The sequence below is a fragment of the Bradyrhizobium sp. KZN70725 genome (assembly GCF_055264925.1).
The window spans coordinates 142,374-159,656 of the sequence record NZ_JBUYWT010000010.1; the positions used below are offsets into that span (position 1 = coordinate 142,374).

Below are 17,283 nucleotides of genomic sequence, written 5' to 3' on the forward strand. Positions count from 1 at the left end.
GTCGCGGGGAAAACCGAGTCCCACTTTGCCGGATCATGCTGTGATGGAACCGATCTTTCGCGTCGACGGCGATCGCGTCGTCACCAGTCCTCACGCCGCGGGTCCGTGGGATCCGCGGATGCAGCACGGCTCCGCACCGGCAGCGCTGGTGGTGTGGGCGGCCGAAGCCATTCCGACGCCGGTGCCGATGCGGATCGCGCGCGTCACCATCGACCTGATGCGCCCGGTGCCGGTGGCGCCGCTGACGGTTTCGAGCGAGATCCTGCGCGACGGCCGCAAGATCCAGCTCTGCGGCGTCAGGCTGCTTGCCGACGGCGTTCTCGTGGTTTCGGCCAGCGTGCTCAAGATCAAGCAACAGACGGCCGAATTGCCGCCTGACATCGCCCGGCTTGCCGTTGATCTGCCGGGCCCCGACGAAAGTATGATCGAGCCGGGCAATCTTGCGAACAGTCCGTTCGTGAAATGCATCTCGATGCGGGCCGCGCGCGGCCGCTTCGGCGTGACGGGACCTGGCGCGATATGGTTCCGCGTCGACCGCCCGCTGATTGCGGGCGCCGCCGTCTCGCAGGCGATGCGGGCAGTGGTTGCCTCGGACTTCTCCAACGGCACCTCGCCGGCGCTCGATTTCAGCCAATGGACCTTCATCAACGCTGATCTCTCGGTGAGCCTGGCGCGCGAGCCGGTCGGCGACTGGATCCTGCTCGACGGCCAGTCCTGGATCGGGCCCGACGGCGCCGGGCTTGCAATGTCGCGGCTCGCCGATCAGCGCGGCTATTTCGGCCAGGCGGTCCAGAGCCTGGTCATCGAGCGGCGCTAGGACGCGCTGCGCTTCTTCCATCTCCCCTCGAAAAAGGGGAGGTGGCTTTGCTCGCCAGAGCAAAGCGGGTGGGGATCAGCTGACCCCAATCCCGACCTTCCCCCGTTTCAGGGGCTGGCGAAGACCGATCACGTCTACTGTGCATGGGGTTGTTTCACCGATTCGCGGTGCGGGAGCCGCGCCAACCGGCTGCCCCTGCGGCAAAAAATAACTCGGCTTCCCGGGAACGGTTGGGCGCACGTGCGAGTTTCGCTCCCGTTAGGGGGTCCCATGATGCGTATTGATCCCGCCGCCGGCATCGTGGCCATGGCCGTCCGGCGGTTGTGTGACGTGCCGGACGGTGTCGACGCCCGGCCGCCGCGGGGACAGACGCGATGAAGCCTGGTCCGTCCTCGGAACGCGCGGTCATCCTCGCCGCGAGCGAGCGGGACGCCGTCAAGACTGCTCACGTGATCAAGGAAGCCGGCTATTACGCCAACATCTGCGGTGATCTCGCCGAGCTCGAACGCCAGATCGCAAGCGGGGCGGGCCTTGCCATCATTGCCGACGAGGTGATCAGGGCCGCCGATCTCGCCGGCCTGACGCACTGGCTGAACGAGCAGCCGTCATGGTCGGACTTTCCTATCGTGCTGATCAGCGAGAAGGGGGGACCCGAGCGCAATCCCGAAGCAGCGCGGCTCGGCCGGGCGCTCGGCAATGTCACCTTCATCGAGCGGCCGTTTCATCCGACCACGCTGGTAAGCCTGGTCGCCGCGACGGTGCGCGGCCGCCGCCGCCAATACCAGACCCGTCAGATCCTCGAGGATCTGACCGAGAGCGAAGGTCTGCTGCAGACCGCGCTCAATGCCGGTCATCTCGGCGCGCTCGAGCTTCATCTGCCGGATTTCGAGCTCGAGGCGTCGCCGACCTGCAAGACCTATTTCGGGCGCAGGCCGGGCGATCCCTTCACCTATCAGGATCTCCTGGACGCGGTGCATCCCGACGACCGCGCGCGCCGGAGCGAGATCGTCGAACAAACGTTGCGCACCGGCTCGGATTATCAGATCGAATACCGCAACATCTGGCCCGACGGCACCGAGCACTGGGTTGACGTGCGCGCGCGTGCGGTGCGTCGGCCCGACGGCGGCATCCGCTCGCTGGTCGGCGTTTGCTCCGACATCAGCGCACGCAAGACCGCGGAGATCGAGCGCGAGGCATTGCTGGCGCAGCTTGCCGCCGAGCGCACCGCACTCGCCGAACTCACCGCGACGCTCGAGCAGCGGGTCGAGCAGCGCACCGCCGACCTGATGAAGGAGGTCGCGGCGCGCGAGCGGGCGCAGGAACAGCTCCGCCATGCCCAGAAGATGGAGGCGATCGGCCAGCTCACCGGCGGCGTCGCGCACGACTTCAACAATCTGCTGATGGCGGTGATGGGCAATCTCGATCTGCTGCGCAAGCGCTTGCCGGAGGACCCACGCCTGCGTCGGCTGGTCGACGGCGCATTGCAGGGCGCCGAGCGCGGCGCGTCGTTGACGCAGCGGCTGCTGGCATTCGCGCGGCAGCAGGATCTGCGCGCGGTGCCGGTCGATCTCGGCGCGCTGGTGCGCGATATGAGCAATCTGCTCGAGCGCTCGCTCGGACCGCGCATCATGTTGCGGCTCGACATTCCCGAGGGGCTGCCGCTCGCCTGCGTCGACAGCAACCAGCTTGAGCTTGCGGTCCTCAACCTTGCGATCAATGCGCGCGACGCGATGCCGGATGGCGGCGTGATCGAGATCCGCCTCGCGACCTGGCAGGCGAAGAATGATCCGGCGCTGCAGCCTGGCGACTATTTGAAGCTCTCGGTGATCGACAGCGGCACCGGCATGTCGCCGGACGTGCTGAAGCGCGCGATCGAGCCGTTCTTCTCGTCGAAGCCGGTGGGCAAGGGCACCGGGCTCGGCCTGTCGATGGTGCATGGACTCGCCGTGCAGCTCGGCGGCGAGCTGGAGTTGTCGAGCGCGGTCGGCAAGGGCACCACGGCTGCGCTGGTGCTGCCGGTCGCAACGGCGGTGCCGGAGGTCGACAGCCCCGCGCCTGCGGCGCAGACGGTCAAGCGCTCGGCGGTGATCCTGCTGGTTGACGATGATCCGTTGATCGCGATGTCCACCATGGAAATGCTGGAAGACCTCGGTCACCGCGTGATCGGCGTCAATTCCGGACCGCAGGCGCTCGAAATCCTCAGGAGCGACCAGGAGATCGACCTGATGATGACCGATCACGTGATGCCCGGCATGACCGGCATCGAACTCGCCGCGGTTGCGCGCAAGGTGCGGCCGCAGCTTCTGGTGCTGCTCGCCACCGGCTATGCCGAACTGCCCGACGGCACCCAGGTCGACCTGCCGCGGCTGGCCAAGCCCTACCACCAGGATCAGCTGCGCGACCGGCTCGATCAGTTGCTCGGGCAGGGCACCGGTCAGCAAGCTGCTGCCGCCAGCGCCGACAGTCTCGCCACGCCTTCCACTCTGTCCCCGTCACCCTGAGGAGCCGCGAAGCGGCGTCTCGAAGGGCGCCGGCCCGGCTGCTGCCGCAAGCGGAGATAGCGCAAGCTGAAACATCGGGGCCGTGCATCCTTCGAGGCTCGCTCCGCTCGCGCCTCAGGGTGACGGTGCGCACAGCTCCATCCGCGTCATTGCGAGCGAAGCGAAGCAATCCATAGCCCGGCAGGTCGGAGAGATGGATTGCTTCGTCGCTTCGCTTCTCGCAATGACGGCGGAGCAAAAGCGTCACAACCTCTCAGGATGACGGGACCAGCAATCGTCGTGCGAGCATCCTACCCCACCATGCGGTCGCGGCCGGTCCAGAAGCGCGCCTTCAGCACCTTCTTGTCGACCTTGCCGACGCCGGTCATCGGCAGTTCCTTGACGAACTGGATCTGCTTCGGCGCGTGCGCCGAGCCCTTCTTCGCCTTCACCAGTCCGATCAGCTCGTCGGCGTCGGGCACAGCGCCCTCGCGCGCGACCACGACGGCGGTGACGGCCTCGCCCCATTTGTCGTCGGGCACGCCGACCACGGCGACCATCGCGACGTCGGCGTGTTGCGACAAGACGTCTTCGACTTCGCGCGGGAAGATGTTGAAGCCGCCGGAGACGATCATGTCCTTCTTGCGGTCGAGGATGAACATGTAGCCGCGCTCGTCCATGCGCGCGATGTCGCCGGTGTGCAGCCAGCCGCTCTTCAGCGTCTCCGCCGTGATGTCGGGCCGTTTCCAGTATTCGGCCATCACATGCGTGGCGCGCACGCAGATCTCGCCGGCCTCGCCGGTCGCGACCTCCTCGTCGTCCTGATCGAGGATCTTGACCTGGCAGGCGGCGATCGGGAAGCCGCAGGACAGGAACAGGTCCGGCGTTTTCGGGTCATGATCCGCCTTGCGCAGCACCGAGACCGGATAGCATTCGGTCTGGCCGTAAAGCTGGGAGAACACCGGTCCGATCCGCTCGATACCCTCGACCAGCCGGCTCGGCGACATCGCGGACGCACCGTAGAGCAGGAGCTCGAGCGAGGAGAGGTCGGACCTGTCGAGCGCGGGATGATCCAGCATCACATAGATCATGGTCGGCACGAACAGCGTGAAGTTGATCTTCTCGCGCGCGATGGTCGTGAACACGGCCTCCGGATCGAACCCTTTCAGCATGTGCACGGTGCCGCCGCGCATCAGTGTGGGCAGCACCTTGGTGCCGGCGACATGGCTGATCGGGGCCACCGTGAGGTAGCGCGGCGTCTCCGGGATCTCGAAGTCGGCGAGGATCGCGGCGGCGAAGCCGCCATATTCGCGGTGATAGCGCAGCGCGCCCTTAGATTTGCCGGTCGTGCCGCCGGTGTAGTTCAAGGTCGAGATGTCGTCGGCGCGGGCGAAATTCTTCGCGCTTGCGCTGCCGGCGTCCCCGGCCACCTGCAACAGGTCGGCGCCGTAATCCGCCGGGCCGAGCGTGAACACGGTCTTCAGGCCCTGCGCCTTCGCCGTGAGCTCGCCGCCGCGATCGCGAAACGTGATGCCGTCGACGATCAGCATCTGCGCTTCGGAATCCTCGATCTGGAACAGCTGGTCGTCGAGCGAGCCCAGCGGATGCAGCCAGGTGATCGCGAGCCGCGACAATTGCGCGGCGACGCCGGCGCACCAGCTGTCGGCGCGGTTGGCGGTGAGCAGCGCGACGCGGGTGCCGGGCGCAAAGCCGAGCCGCATGAACACGCTTTGCATTCGTCCGATCAGATCGGTCGCGCCCTGATAGGTGAGCGAGCCGCCCGGCCATGCGAAGGCGGTGCGCGATGGATAGCGCGCCAGTGCCCGCAAGGTCTGTTCGCACACCGCCGGAAATGCATAGAGCGGATTGCTCATCTCGTTGTCCCTCCCGCCTTTGTCTTTGGCTTTTGTCGTGCCAATGTTGGCGGCAACGCTAACACAATGATGATGGGAAGAAACAACTTGTCCGCCGATCTTCTTGCGCGTTTCCGCAATCGCCTCCGGCTGCCGCTGATTGCAGCACCGATGTTCCTGGTCTCCGGTGTCGAGCTGGTGGTAGCCGCCTGCCGCAACGGCGTGATCGGTTCGTTTCCGACGGTGAATTGCCGTGAGACGGAACAGCTCGATGCCTGGCTCGACGACATCGCGCGCCGCCTGCAGGCACATGCCGATGCAAGCGGCCAAGCAGCCGCGCCGATTTGCCCGAACCTGATCGTGCATCGCTCCAATACGCGGCTGGCCCAGGATCTCGCCGTGCTGCTGCGGCACAAGCCCGAGCTTGTGATCACCTCGGTCGGCTCGCCCGCGCCGGTGCTTGGCCCTCTGCACGATGCCGGCGCGCTGGTGTTCGCCGATGTCGCCTCGATCCGCCATGCCGAGCGCGCGGCAGCAGCCGGCGCCGACGGGCTCGTGCTGCTCACTGCGGGTGCAGGCGGCCAGACCGGCTGGCTCAATCCGTTCGTGTTCGTCCGCGCTGTGCGCGGCTTCTTCGATGGACCGATCGTGCTTGCCGGCGGCATCAGCGACGGCCACGCGCTCCGCGCCGCAGAGGCGCTCGGCTGCGACCTCGCCTATATGGGCACCAAGTTCATCGCGACGCGCGAGAGCATGGCGGACGGCAGGTACAAGCAGATGCTGGTCTCTTCCACCGCCGACGACATCCTGCTCACAACGGCGTTCACCGGCTTGCAGACCAACATGCTGCGGCCCTCGATCGAGGCCGCCGGTCTCGATCCCGACGACCTGCCGGCGCGCGGCGCGATCGACATCGGCAAGGACATCGACATCGGCGCCCGCGAAAGCCGCCCCAAACGCTGGCGCGATATCTGGAGCGGCGGTCATTCCACCTCCGGGGTGACCGGGGTGCTCGGCGTCGACGAACTCGTGGCGCAGACGATCGCGGAGTATGAGGCGGCGAGCGCGCGGGTGCGGCTCTAGAGTCGCTGCTTTGACGCGTTCCCTTCGCGCCAACCGGTGCACGAAAGCGCGCTGGTTCGCGAAATAGCAGCACTCAAATCCCGCCCATCCGCTTAACGCGACATTAACCATGCCAGTCCCAACAATAGCGTCACGGGTCGCCACGGCTGGTCGCCCGGCAGTTTGTGGGAATGCGACATGGCCTTTGAGGCGCTCTCCAAGACCCCGGCATCGCTCGACGAGCTCCGGACCCGGGTGTTTTACGCCCTGCAGCGGCATCCGCTGTGCCGTCAGGTCGAATTCGACATTGTCAGCACGCCGCGCACCCGCCGGACCAACTGGACGGTCAGCATGCACACGGTCCAGCCCGGCGCGCTCTGGACGGCGCATGAGATCGTCGCCGACATCCAGGAAGCCTATGAGCTTGACGTCGCGGCCTGATTTTCCGGCCGTTTCGGGACAATTTCACCTATTTGGCGCCGTCACGGCACGCTACCGCCGCATTTCGCGCGCAGTTTGCGGTGACACCGGCCGGCAATGGAGTAGTTTTTGACCAGAGCCATCACCCTCGCCGCGCTGACATGCTTCCTCCTCGCAGGCGCCGCGGTAACAGCCATTTTGGGCCGTGACAGCCTGCCGGCGGCGCAGGCCGACATTGGACCGGTCGCCAATCGTGCCAGCAAGCAGGACAAGCTCGCCGTCTCGACGCTTGCCGCGGCCGCGTTTGAGGCGCCCCAGCCGATTGAGCCTCCCGCCAATCCGTCTCCGCTCCTGTTACGGGCCCAAGCCGCGATTCCGGGCGCGACTGACACGGTGCGCCAGGCCTATGCCTCCGTCGAGCCGACCGATGTCGGCCTGCCGAAGATCACCGACCCCGTCGATGCGGCTCAGCCGAAGATCGCCGAACCCGTGCCGGTCGCCCCGGCGCCGCCGAAGCCCAAGGCTGCGGCCAAGCCGGCGCCGCAGAAGAGCTACGCGCTGCTGAGCGACGCCCAGATCGCCGGCATCAAGGACCGGCTGAAGCTGTCGTCGTCGCAGGAATATTACTGGCCGGCGGTCGAGACCGCATTGCGCGCCGTCGCCCGCAAGATCCACGCCAAGCGCCAGGGCGATCCCGCATCCGGCAGCATGCCGATCGATCCGGACTCCGAGGAGGTCCAGCAGCTGAAGTCGGCGGCGATGCCGCTGCTGTTCCAGCTCCGCGAGGATCAGAAGAACGAGGTCCGTTCGCTGGCGCGCCTGATTGGCCTGGAACGTGTCGCTGCGATGATCTGAGCGGCGGGTCCGGCCGAAGCGGATCTGCGCTCCTTGTGCTCTAGCGGGCCTCCGGCGGCCGCAGCTTCTCCACCTTGCCCTGGGTTTCGACGAGCAGCTGCTTCATGAAGTCCTTATTGCGCTTCAGCCAGGGCTCGAGCGTCTGCCTGACGTCGCTTGGCGACTTCTTCTCGATGGCTTGCGCCAGCCGGGTCTGAAACGTCCCCCAATCCTTGAACATCTCCTTCAGCAGCGCATCGTCGGAAATGTTGATCGCCGACTTGGCCGCCATTGGATCGGCTGCGTTCGCTGGTGCACGCCTTCATCCGCTCCGAATGCGAGGAAGCCGCGGTACGCGTCGCGCTGAGCGATGCCGCGCCGCTCTATCGCGATGCCCCCGAGGCGCGCGAGGCGCGGGCATCCGGCGAGCGCATCGTCGAAGCGTTCATGCGCGAGGCGTTGCCGAAAGCGTCCGGCGCGGTGCGCGACGGCGGGCGATCTGATCACGACGACGCTAAGTACGGTGGGCAAGGATTTTTCCGAGAGCCCGCGAACGCCCGCCGAGATCGCGACCTATGCCGACGCCATGGTCGACATGTTCTGCGCGATCTGAGGAGTCTCGGAAAGCGCTGAAGTTCACAGATAGTGCTTGGCGACCAGCAGAAACCCGAGCACGCCGCCGGTCACAGCGAAAACCGTCACGCCATTGCAGAGACTGACGTAAGCGGCCGACCAGTAAGAAACAGTCTGAGCGGCCGTCGCAACTTTTTTCGACTTCTGGGGCAAGCCAATTGGCTCCTGAAAAAGGCGCCGCCATCTGGTCAACACAGATGACGGCGCCCGTCTGAGGGCTTCAGGGCGAAACCCTGCTGCAGCGTAAGGTGCGATCATGAACGGTTCGTATACCGCCCGGCTGTCGCAAGCTCGCATGTCAGCTGAAGCGTCGAGGTTCCCTAGAGCATCATCCGGAAAAGTGCGCAGCGGTCTTCCGAAAAAGATCATGCTCAAACAAGAGGCCAAAGCGCGATGACGATTCGACCCAATCTCATCGCGCTTTAGAACGAAGCGTAGGCATTTCGAAATGCGATGGCGCCAGCCAGCGAGCGCGGCCGCGTGCGCACGGCATGCCCGTCGTTGCCGCTCTGCACGATCCACTGGCCGTTCTCCTGACCCACGATCTTGCCGACGTGGTGACGCCAAACCACGATGGTGCCGACCGAGGGGCCGCCGGCATTGGTGCCGTAGCTTGCCCAGGATCGGGCCAGATTGAATTGCGGACCGGGATCGCTGCCGACCTGGGTGCGCATGAACCAGCCGCACCACGCAGCTGGGCGACCGGAATGTGCAGAGTGCCGATGGTGATGGTGACGGCCGCGGGCTTCGGCAGTTGAAGCGAACGCCAAAAGAACCGCCACAGCGGCGAGAAGTTTACGCATTACAAAGTCCTTCTTGCTGTTGGCAGACCATCCATGTTGTGGGGGGAAGCGCAGCGATGATCTGCGATTGGCTTGCGAAGCGACCGCATCGGTCAGGCGACGCATAACGAAGGCGGGGCATGGCCCGCGCAGGCGTTTAAGAAACGGGCTATGGCCAAAATATGGCCGGTACGTCCCGTCAGGCGGCCGCGACACTGCCGAAGACGTCAGGCTTGGTCCGCGCAATGGCTGCTAATTTGATCACCGCGGTTGTGCTCTCGGACAGCGACGCGTTGTCGAGCCGGCCAGCCTAGGATCGGCTGCCGATCTTGAGTCAGTGCGGTGTGGTGATTGTAAACAGTCCGTCTTCGCTTTCGCGTTGCTCGAGCTTCGCCGGACACGCTTCGCCTTTGCCGCGCCACGCGAAGCCTGCAAAGGCGAAGCGTGGTGCACCATTCAGAATACAAATGCGCAATCTACCTAATTTAAATACCTGTATAATTCTGCTGCGGACAAGGTCGAAACGTTTCCGACCTATCGCTTGGTCTTGTGAAGGACCAATTTGCCCTGCGAAGCGACATCACCCCACCTGGCGGACCAATTGAGTTCCGAGGCGGAGGGTCGCTCAGTGCCTTTCTGATCCCAAGCTCCCTGTAGCGCAAATAGAGCCCCTTGGGGATCGGCACATCGCAATATCCAGCAACCGTCGGGCAACTCGATTGGACCTTGGAGGACCCGGCCTCCGCCAGCATCAACGCGCTTGGCAGCCGCACCGATGTCGTCGACATTGAAGTAATAGAGCCAGCAGGGTTGCGATACGCTCGGAAGTTTGGTGAGCATTCCGCCGATCGTCTGGCCGGCCGCCGAAAACAATTCGTACAGGTCGGCCGGCCCGGTTTCAGCGTGAGCCTTCTGCCAGCCAAGAAGCTCGCCGTAAAACGGGAAGATCTTGTTCCGGTCTTCAGCCAGCAACTCGTGCCAGCCCACGCGTCCAGGCTCGTCCAATCCGCCGGACTGCCGTTGGCCATATGTCGGCCCGGAAACCAATGCAAACGTCGCTCCTTGCGGATCGGCGACCACCGAAATTCGGCCAATATTGCTGGCGGTCGGCGTTATCAGAATGGCGCCCCCACGACGGCGGACCTGCACGGCTTTCGCATCCACGTCGTCGACGGCGATGTAGCCGACCCATCTCGGCCTGGCTCCCAATCGCAGCCCTTCTTCCGGGAGATGCATGAGTCCAACTGCCGGGGCGTCGCCTGCAGTAAGCAGCGTGTAGGCGAATTCCGGAGTCGACGCATCTTCCACCGCCCAGCCGATGACCTTGCCATAAAAATCAGCTGCTGCCGACATGTTCGTCGTCAGCAACTCATACCAAGCGAAGCGTCCGAGTTGATCGACCAAGCTAATTTCCCCTTCAAGCGGACCGACGATTGCGCACTGCATCAAATTGCACCCGTTGCAATCCGCTCCACGGGCGCGGATTCTCGATTTAATCGACCAAATTGCGCGATATCGTTCATGAAGATGAATGCAATCAGAACGAGCTCTATTACATTTTGTGTATATCGTAATTCTTGTCTGCCTCGTTCGCTCGGCGTAAGATGGTGCTTCGGAAGTCCTTTCTTCCAAACTGGGAGGATGCGGCCATGCAGCGGGCGAAGCAAGCTTCGAGAAAGAAGCGAACGACCAACGCCGCGGTACCGGCGCTGGGATTAGCCGGTCTGACTTTTTCGCTCGCGGGCAGTGCATATGCCTCCGCCGTGCCCTCCGGCGACGTTCAACACAAGCCGAACTTCGCGCCGGGCCATATGACGACGCTCAGTGAGGAAGAACTCGCCGACGTCAGTCTCGCCACCTTCCACCTCAATCTCATCGACGATGAAAGCGTCGGAGGCCGCGTGCTGCTCGCGCGGGGATGCGGTGGTTGCCGTGGCTGCGGAGGCGCCAGAGGTTGCGGAGGCTGCAGGGGTTGCGGAGGATGCAGGGCCTGCAGAGGCTGCCGCTGCGGTGTCGGTTGCGGTGGATGTGGCGGCTGCGGCGTTGGTTGGATCGGCGTAGGCGTGCCATTGGTCACATGCGCAGGCTGCTGTGCATCCTGGGGCCGCTGCCGCTGGTGCTAGCGCTGGGCGTCGACACGTCGCGATTTTATTGGCCGGGCGCCCGAACGACCCGGCCAAATTTTTGCTTCGTTATGCATTCGCCGCGCCTGGCTGATCAGCTTGCCGACGGTGGGCGAGTGTGATCCAAATTGCTCGCAGAACGCCGGTGGCCGAACGCGGCGCACAAGTCGCGCAATGCCAATGGTTCGCCGCGCGCCGGCGATCGGAAGTGACAGCAACAGGATCAGCGTGCCGCCCCGATGACAGTCAATGGCAAGAGCCGCACCGCGAGGCAGAGCCGCAAGGGCATTTTGCGATTCGCGCCGAACTTTACCGCTTATGTGATTCCTCCCGATGTGGTCTGCCTCTACTCCGAGAACCGCAAATTCTTCCTGCATGGTGATCTCTATTGTGCGGTGGCCGCGGCGATCGGCAAAAATGGTAAGGCTGCACCAGAGATCGTTCGGCAGCTCTCAAAGAATTTTCCCGCCGACAAGATCGAGGAAGCGATCAGGCGGCTGCTGGAGCGCCGATATGTTGTAAGCGGCGCGCCGCACGCGTTCGCAGGCGCCGTCGATGGATATTGGGCGAGTCTCGGCCTCCCCCCCGAGGTCGCAGAACAGAATCTCCGCGATTGCCCCGTGCGGGTCGAAGCGATCGATGTCAAAGGCGCCAACGAACTTGCCGCGGCCTTGAGCAAGCTCGGTGTTCGGATCACCAAGCGGTCGCCCAAGCTCACGATCACACTGGCGAACGACTATCTCGACCGGCGGCTCGTCGAATTGAACGGAAAGCGCTTTGGCGATGGGACGCCCTGGCTGCTGGCGCAGCCGTCCGGCGTGTTTCCGCTGGTGGGACCCGTGTTCAAGCCGGGCGAGAGCGCCTGCTGGACTTGCCTGTTCGATCGCATGATACGCAATCGGGAGATCAAGGGATTTCTCGATCGCAGAGCGGCGCAGGTGGTCGCCGTATCGCCCCTGGTCGGCGACGCCGTCGGACAAATCGGCATCCACTTCGCTGCTGTTGAAATCGCAAAAGCGATTGCCTCGGGATTTCGTACCGATCTGCGCGATCACATCGCAAGCTTCGACCTGACCGGTGCCGTCATTGCCAAGCATTACGTCGCGCGACGCCCGCAGTGTCCTACCTGCGGCAGCAGGAAGCTGCAGAGTCCGCGCCGGGCGGCAGCGCCGATCGAGATCGCGGAGGGCGGAAAGCTCGTCATGACCAGCGGCGGTTATCGCGCCGTGACGTCGCGAGCCACCGTAGCACGGTTCCGCAAGCACGTCAGTCCGCTGACCGGCGTCGTCTCACGGCTCGAGCGGATCGAGGCCGATCTGCCGATGAACACGAATTTTTTCGCCTACCACAATTTCTCGGCGCCGGCCTGGAACGTCGACCAGCTCAGATCCGGATTGAGCGGCGGCAGCTTCGGCAAGGGCTCCACAGCCGAGCAGGGCGAGGCAAGCGCGTTGATGGAGGCGATCGAGCGCTATTCGGGTATTTTCCAGGGGGACGAGATCAGGACGAAGCGCCGCTTTGTCGATTTCGCTCCCGGCGACGCTCTTCTTCCCAACGAAGTACAGCTTTTCAGCGACGCGCAGTTTCAAAACAGACATACCTCGCAGCCGGACGATTCACATCTGGTGCCTGAGCCGCTCGATCCCTCGACCAAGACGGAGTGGTCGCCGGTCTGGTCGTTACGCGACAAGCGTTTCAAACATCTTCCAACGGGCCTCTTGTACTTCTTCTATGGCGGCTTCCACACCGATTCCAACGGATGCGCGGCCGGCAACACCCGGGAGGAAGCCATCGTTCAAGGCTTCCTCGAACTGGTCGAACGCGATGCCTACGCGATCTGGTGGTACAACCGGCTGCAACGTGCAGAAGTCGACCTCGCGCAATTCGAAGATCCCTATGTGCGGGATCTGCAAGCCCAGCTTGCCGATGCGGGGCGCAGGCTTTGGGTGCTCGACATCACCAGCGATCTCGGCATTCCCTCTTACGTGGCGATCATTCATTGGATGCAGAACGGACACGAAAATATCGAATTCGGTTCCGGCTCGCATTTCGATCGCCGCATAGCCCTGCTGCGTTCCCTCACCGAACTGACCCAGTTCATGTCGATTGGCATGATGGGCGGCGGAAGTGGCGAGAAGCCGACGCTGGACGGTGTCACGCCGCTGCGACTGGACGATTATCCGTTCCTGATCCCCAGCGACAATCCGATCGTGCCGTCGGCGCCGAGCCTCAAGGTTCACGACAACGCGCGCGACCAGGTCAATGCCTGCATCGAGATTGCCACCGGCGCGGGATTTGATTTCCTCGTGCTCGACCAGACGCGGCCCGATGTCCAGGTGCCCGTCGTCAGAGTGCTCGTTCCGGGGTTGCGACATTTCTATCGCCGCTTCGCGCCCGGCCGACTTTACGATGTTCCGATGAAGCTCGGATTGCTGAATCGTCCGCGACTGGAAAGCGAGCTCACGCCATTCCTTCCACACACCTGAAGGCTGGCTCGTTGCGCAACTTCCGGAAAACGAAGCTCAGGAAGATCGCACCCGTCATCGTCGCCCGATTGAACGGTCGTTGCTCCCTTCACATGCAGGCGGACGGAAGCATCGCTGCAGGTTTGGGCGGCTACTCGATCAATCTGGGACAATTCAGCGCGGCAGCGGTCGACCGTGCGGGACATCTCACCAGCGGCCTGCCGCTCGCCTCCTTTGCGGGCAAAGGCGTCCTCGCGAGGCAGGTTCATGCCCTCGTGCGGCGACTGGCAGGGCATGGACTTCTCGAATACCGCTTATGCTCTCCGCGTGACGAGCAAGACCTCGTGGTCATCGAGCCGCAGGTCGCCGAATACTGGCCACAACGCGCAAAGCTGGGGAGCGGTGATACCATTGTGTTGTCGCGCTTCGCCTATCTGCGCCGGCGCGGCAGCGAGATGGTGCTGGAATCACCGCGCGCCGGCGCGCTGTTTCGGATTTTCGATCCCGCCATCGCTGCCACCCTCGCTGCCCTGTCGCGGCCTCAGAAGATCAGCGAGCTTCGCCGCCATGCGGCCTCCGCGAACCTCGATCTGCTCGGATTGCTGCTCGACAGCAAGATGCTGATTAGGCTCAATGCGAAAGACGGCGACGGCCTTCGGGTGAATGAAGGCGACGGCAATCTCGTTCTCTGGGACTTCCACGATCTCGTGTTTCATACGAGGAGCACGGAGGGCCGGCACACCAATCCAGTTGGCGGCGCGTTCACCCATGCGGGCGTCGTTCCACCGCTACCCGCGGTGCGCCCGCCTTGGCCCGGCAAGAAGATCGACCTCGGCAAATTCTCCACGTCGGGGTCGGTCTCGCACTTCGCGAAGCTGTTGCGCGAACGCCATTCAATACGAGATTTCGACGACCAGCATCCGGTCACGCTCGCCGAGCTCGCGCAGTTTCTCGACACGACAGCCCGCGTGCTGTCGGAATGGAAGATCGGCGCAGATTTTGACGGCGGTCCCGAGGTCACCTACAGCGCAAGACCCTATCCGTCGGCAGGCGGCGCGTATGAGCTGGAACTATACTTGGCGGTCTTGAACTGCGGGGAGCTTGCACGTGGACTTTACCACTATGACGCGGGCAGCCACGCGCTTGTCGCGATCGACACCTCCGCCCAACAACTCCAAGCGCTTTCTACGGCGGCCGAGTTTGCCATGGACGCATCCGGTCCACCGCAGGTCTTGATCACGATCGCCGCGCGCTTTGGGCGGATCTCCTGGAAATACAGCTCAATCGCATATTCGTTGATCCTGAAGGACGTCGGCAACCTGATCCAGACGTTCTATCTGACGGCGACCGACATGGGCCTTGGTGGCTGCGCAATCGGCACCTGCAACATCGATCTGTTTGCAAAAATGACGGGGCTTGAATTCCACGTGGAGGGCCCGGTCGGTCAATTCGCGCTCGGACGCGGCAGGAAACCGGCCCCCTCTAGCTAAAGGGGAGGTCTTTCGAATGTTTACGGCCTGGATCGCACGCGAATGGCGCCCAGCGGCGGGATTCGGCTTCGCCCTTCGGGCTACGCCGGGGCGAGCCTTCGTGCGGATGGCTTGTCGGCTACGGCTGCGCTGAATGGTGCCCCTGGCCGGCAATCGCCTAATGGCATAACGAATTGAATTTGCAATAGTTTTAGCTGCCGATTGCTGCGGATACCAACAGCAATACCAACAAGATGACAGCTTTCAGTCTTCGAAGTGCCTATCTGCCGAGGGTCTGTGTGCCGGTTCTTTGGCGGCCGGCAAGGTCGCTCGGCGCACGAAAGTCTTTCATTCTGTCCAGGAGACGCGTCAGTCCGCGACCTTTACCGATAATGCCTTGCAGCGTCAGTTCTCTGCTGAGCGCTTCGATCATCCGTTTCATACGTCGCCGGTACTTGATGCTCGAGCTTTCGTCGTCGTAACTGAACATGTCGCAGGCTGCAATTTGGTCTTTGCCGATGAATCGTCGGGTCAAAGAGGCATGCCAAACATGGGTATCGAGCCCCGAAAAGGTGCCGTCGGACCAGGTTGGGAGTGATTTTAGGACATGAGCTGATCGGGATTTCCAGCGCGCGCCATCGGCCGGTCGGGCAGCTTTGCGTCAGTTCTTGAGCAGCCGCCGCAACAGCTTGCCGGCCGGTGAGCGCGGCAACTCGGTCACGAAGCTGACATCGCGCGGCACCTTGTAAGGCGCCATGTTCTGGCGCGCCCATGCCGCGAGCTGGGCGGTGTCCAGCTCGGCGCGCGGCGCCAGGACGATGAAGGCCTTGACCACTTCGCCCTTGGTTGCGTCGGGCACGCCGATCACGGCCGACGCCGCCACGTCGGGGTGCTTGTTCAGGATCGACTCGACCTCTTCCGGGAAGACGCTGTAGCCGGAGACCTTAATCATCTGCTTGAAGCGCCCCATGAAGGTCAGATAGCCGTCGGCATCGAGGCGGCCCATGTCGCCGGTGTGTAGCCAGCCATTGCGCAGCGCTTCCGCGGTCGCGTCGGGACGATTGCGGTAACCCTTGAATACGCCCGGGCCGTGGATCACGATTTCGCCGGGGACGCCGGCCGGCATGTCCGTGCCGGAGTCGGGATCGACGATCCGGATCTCGTTGCCGGGCACCGGCCTGCCATGCGTGCCCCAGCGGATTGCGTTGCGCGGCATGAAAGTGTCGACCGTGTGGGTCTCGGTCAGCCCGTACGCCGCCTCGAAGCTCTCGCAGTTCGACGCGACGGCCTGCCATTGCCCCGCAAGCGCTTCGGTCCAGTCGATGCCGAAACTGGTCACGGGATTGACGCGGAGGCTTTTCAGCCTGAAGTCGGAAATGTTCGGGAGCTGCGTGACCGCGACGTTCATCGGCGCGACGCTGTACCACCAGCTCACCTGATAGCGGTCGATCGCCTGGGCCGTTACGAGCGGATCGAACCGGTACAGCAGCACGGACGTCGCGCCGGCATAGACCGGTGCATTGACGCCCATCACCATGCCGGCGATGTGATAAAGCGGCGCGATCGAGAGCAGCACGTCCTCGGCGCCGATCCCGTTGCACGTCACGGTCGCGGCCGTCTTGAAGATGACGTTGCGATAGGACAGCATCGCCCCCTTGGGCCGACCCGTGCTGCCCGACGTGTAGATCATCAGCGCCGTATCGTTCATGTCGATCGCGACATCGCGGGGCGACGCGCCGCTTGCGGTGACGGCGAGGAAGTCCTCGATCTCGCCGGCCGTACCGGCCGGCCCGGAGCCGGATGCGAACAGCTCGTCGGGAACGCCGATCGGCGGCCGCTCGGGCAGCAGGTCCGGGTAGCGGACCACGAAGACATGCTCGAGCCTGGTCTTGTCACGGACCTGAGCCACGATCGGCAAGAGCGGTTCGGCCGCGACGATCACGCGCGCGCCGAGATCGTCGAGCTGGTAGGCGAGCTCGTGCTCCTTGTTCAGCGCCCCGCAGGGCGAGGCAATGGCGCCGATCTTCTGGATGCCGTATTGCGCCATCAGGTATTGCGGACAGTTGTTCATGAACAGCGCGACCGGCTCGCCCTTGGCGACGCCGAGCTGCTGCAGGCGCGCCGCGAATGCATCACTCGCGCGATCGAGCTCGAGGAACGTGATGGCACGGCCATACCAGATGCAGGCCGGCTTTTCCGGCCGCTCGCGGGCATGGTTGCGGAGCATCTCGTGAAGCGGACGTTCGTCGATGTCCCTGGAAGGGTTTGTATTGGTCATTGGCAACAAGCTCTTGTGCTCATCGTCGTTCGGAAAGGTGCAAACAGGCCGTCTCAGGGGTTATATT

Annotated in this window: 15 protein-coding genes and 1 pseudogene; 8 read left to right on the forward strand and 8 right to left on the reverse strand. The window is 63.8% G+C overall.

Annotation, left to right across the window (positions count from 1 at the left end):
- Positions 1-43 precede the first annotated feature (43 nt).
- Together ACZBJS_RS12535 and ACZBJS_RS12540 are read left to right on the forward strand one after the other, a co-directional pair.
- Positions 44-817, forward strand: a complete 774-nt coding sequence (locus tag ACZBJS_RS12535) for a thioesterase family protein (RefSeq protein ID WP_463438748.1) — start codon at positions 44-46, stop codon at positions 815-817.
- Positions 818-1,191: 374 nt separating this feature from the next.
- Complete coding sequence (locus ACZBJS_RS12540) at positions 1,192-3,318, forward strand: ATP-binding protein (RefSeq protein WP_463438749.1); 2,127 nt, start codon at positions 1,192-1,194, stop codon at positions 3,316-3,318.
- Between the two features lie 290 nt (positions 3,319-3,608).
- Here ACZBJS_RS12540 and ACZBJS_RS12545 read toward each other — a convergent pair whose 3' ends face one another.
- Positions 3,609-5,171 carry an AMP-binding protein gene (locus tag ACZBJS_RS12545; RefSeq protein ID WP_057016394.1) on the reverse strand — a complete coding sequence of 521 codons (1,563 nt, stop codon included), beginning with the start codon at positions 5,169-5,171 and terminating at the stop codon, positions 3,609-3,611.
- A gap of 66 nt (positions 5,172-5,237) precedes the next feature.
- On the opposite strand from ACZBJS_RS12545, the gene ACZBJS_RS12550 reads away from it, so the two are divergent.
- The 3 genes from ACZBJS_RS12550 (at position 5,238) to ACZBJS_RS12560 (ending at position 7,487) form a co-directional block, all read left to right on the forward strand.
- Positions 5,238-6,233 (forward strand): NAD(P)H-dependent flavin oxidoreductase, encoded by a 996-nt coding sequence (locus ACZBJS_RS12550; RefSeq protein ID WP_463438750.1) that lies wholly within the window; start codon positions 5,238-5,240, stop codon positions 6,231-6,233.
- Between the two features lie 177 nt (positions 6,234-6,410).
- Positions 6,411-6,653, forward strand: coding sequence for a hypothetical protein (locus ACZBJS_RS12555; protein WP_076825188.1), 243 nt, complete (start codon positions 6,411-6,413; stop codon positions 6,651-6,653).
- A 108-nt stretch (positions 6,654-6,761) separates the two neighbouring features.
- Positions 6,762-7,487, forward strand: a complete 726-nt coding sequence (locus ACZBJS_RS12560) for a hypothetical protein (RefSeq protein ID WP_463438751.1) — start codon at positions 6,762-6,764, stop codon at positions 7,485-7,487.
- A gap of 40 nt (positions 7,488-7,527) precedes the next feature.
- Here ACZBJS_RS12560 and ACZBJS_RS12565 read toward each other — a convergent pair whose 3' ends face one another.
- Entirely contained in the window at positions 7,528-7,758 is a 231-nt protein-coding gene (locus ACZBJS_RS12565; RefSeq protein WP_456783405.1) for a hypothetical protein, read from the reverse strand.
- Here ACZBJS_RS12565 and ACZBJS_RS12570 point away from each other — a divergent pair.
- A pseudogene (locus ACZBJS_RS12570) lies at positions 7,752-8,099 on the forward strand (TetR/AcrR family transcriptional regulator); the annotation flags it as partial. The gene ACZBJS_RS12565 and the pseudogene ACZBJS_RS12570 sit on opposite strands and share 7 nt — an antisense overlap.
- Positions 8,100-8,102: 3 nt before the next feature.
- Here ACZBJS_RS12570 and ACZBJS_RS12575 read toward each other — a convergent pair.
- The 4 genes from ACZBJS_RS12575 to ACZBJS_RS12590 all read right to left on the reverse strand — a co-directional run bounded on the left by ACZBJS_RS12575 (position 8,103) and on the right by ACZBJS_RS12590 (position 11,381).
- Positions 8,103-8,357: a hypothetical protein gene (locus ACZBJS_RS12575; RefSeq protein ID WP_141340215.1), complete on the reverse strand. Its 255-nt coding sequence runs from the start codon at positions 8,355-8,357 to the stop codon at positions 8,103-8,105.
- 164 nt (positions 8,358-8,521) lie between these two features.
- Positions 8,522-8,773 (reverse strand): C40 family peptidase, encoded by a 252-nt coding sequence (locus ACZBJS_RS12580; RefSeq protein WP_057016389.1) that lies wholly within the window; start codon positions 8,771-8,773, stop codon positions 8,522-8,524.
- Between the two features lie 642 nt (positions 8,774-9,415).
- The gene (locus ACZBJS_RS12585) at positions 9,416-10,285 is read right to left on the reverse strand and encodes a VOC family protein (RefSeq protein ID WP_463438752.1); all 870 of its coding nucleotides are present in this window, start codon (positions 10,283-10,285) and stop codon (positions 9,416-9,418) included.
- A gap of 715 nt (positions 10,286-11,000) precedes the next feature.
- Positions 11,001-11,381 (reverse strand): hypothetical protein, encoded by a 381-nt coding sequence (locus tag ACZBJS_RS12590; protein WP_244558677.1) that lies wholly within the window; start codon positions 11,379-11,381, stop codon positions 11,001-11,003.
- On the opposite strand from ACZBJS_RS12590, the gene ACZBJS_RS12595 reads away from it, so the two are divergent.
- Positions 11,295-13,490 carry a TOMM precursor leader peptide-binding protein gene (locus ACZBJS_RS12595; protein WP_229190277.1) on the forward strand — a complete coding sequence of 732 codons (2,196 nt, stop codon included), beginning with the start codon at positions 11,295-11,297 and terminating at the stop codon, positions 13,488-13,490. The genes ACZBJS_RS12590 and ACZBJS_RS12595 overlap by 87 nt on opposite strands.
- Before the next feature lie 92 nt (positions 13,491-13,582).
- Positions 13,583-14,959 (forward strand): SagB/ThcOx family dehydrogenase, encoded by a 1,377-nt coding sequence (locus tag ACZBJS_RS12600; protein ID WP_463438776.1) that lies wholly within the window; start codon positions 13,583-13,585, stop codon positions 14,957-14,959.
- Positions 14,960-15,218: 259 nt separating this feature from the next.
- Here ACZBJS_RS12600 and ACZBJS_RS12605 read toward each other — a convergent pair whose 3' ends face one another.
- Both ACZBJS_RS12605 and ACZBJS_RS12610 read right to left on the reverse strand, forming a co-directional pair.
- On the reverse strand, positions 15,219-15,428 hold the full coding sequence (locus ACZBJS_RS12605) for a hypothetical protein (protein WP_463438753.1): 210 nt from the start codon (positions 15,426-15,428) through the stop codon (positions 15,219-15,221).
- Between the two features lie 171 nt (positions 15,429-15,599).
- The gene (locus ACZBJS_RS12610) at positions 15,600-17,216 is read right to left on the reverse strand and encodes an AMP-binding protein (RefSeq protein ID WP_463438754.1); all 1,617 of its coding nucleotides are present in this window, start codon (positions 17,214-17,216) and stop codon (positions 15,600-15,602) included.
- Between the last annotated feature and the right edge of the window lie 67 nt (positions 17,217-17,283).

Excerpts from the sequence above, each read along its gene's own strand:
- ACZBJS_RS12605 (WP_463438753.1), bottom strand. The coding sequence starts at position 15,428 with ATGTTCAGTTACGACGACGAAAGCTCGAGCATCAAGTACCGGCGACGT.
- ACZBJS_RS12540 (WP_463438749.1), top strand. The coding sequence starts at position 1,192 with ATGAAGCCTGGTCCGTCCTCGGAACGCGCGGTCATCCTCGCCGCGAGC.
- ACZBJS_RS12535 (WP_463438748.1), top strand. The coding sequence starts at position 44 with ATGGAACCGATCTTTCGCGTCGACGGCGATCGCGTCGTCACCAGTCCT.
- ACZBJS_RS12550 (WP_463438750.1), top strand. The coding sequence starts at position 5,238 with ATGATGATGGGAAGAAACAACTTGTCCGCCGATCTTCTTGCGCGTTTC.
- ACZBJS_RS12565 (WP_456783405.1), bottom strand. The coding sequence starts at position 7,758 with ATGGCGGCCAAGTCGGCGATCAACATTTCCGACGATGCGCTGCTGAAG.
- ACZBJS_RS12600 (WP_463438776.1), top strand. The coding sequence starts at position 13,583 with ATGCAGGCGGACGGAAGCATCGCTGCAGGTTTGGGCGGCTACTCGATC.
- ACZBJS_RS12580 (WP_057016389.1), bottom strand. The coding sequence starts at position 8,773 with ATGCGCACCCAGGTCGGCAGCGATCCCGGTCCGCAATTCAATCTGGCC.
- ACZBJS_RS12545 (WP_057016394.1), bottom strand. The coding sequence starts at position 5,171 with ATGAGCAATCCGCTCTATGCATTTCCGGCGGTGTGCGAACAGACCTTG.
- ACZBJS_RS12555 (WP_076825188.1), top strand. The coding sequence starts at position 6,411 with ATGGCCTTTGAGGCGCTCTCCAAGACCCCGGCATCGCTCGACGAGCTC.
- ACZBJS_RS12610 (WP_463438754.1), bottom strand. The coding sequence starts at position 17,216 with ATGACCAATACAAACCCTTCCAGGGACATCGACGAACGTCCGCTTCAC.
- ACZBJS_RS12590 (WP_244558677.1), bottom strand. The coding sequence starts at position 11,381 with ATGCAGGAAGAATTTGCGGTTCTCGGAGTAGAGGCAGACCACATCGGG.
- ACZBJS_RS12575 (WP_141340215.1), bottom strand. The coding sequence starts at position 8,357 with ATGATCGCACCTTACGCTGCAGCAGGGTTTCGCCCTGAAGCCCTCAGA.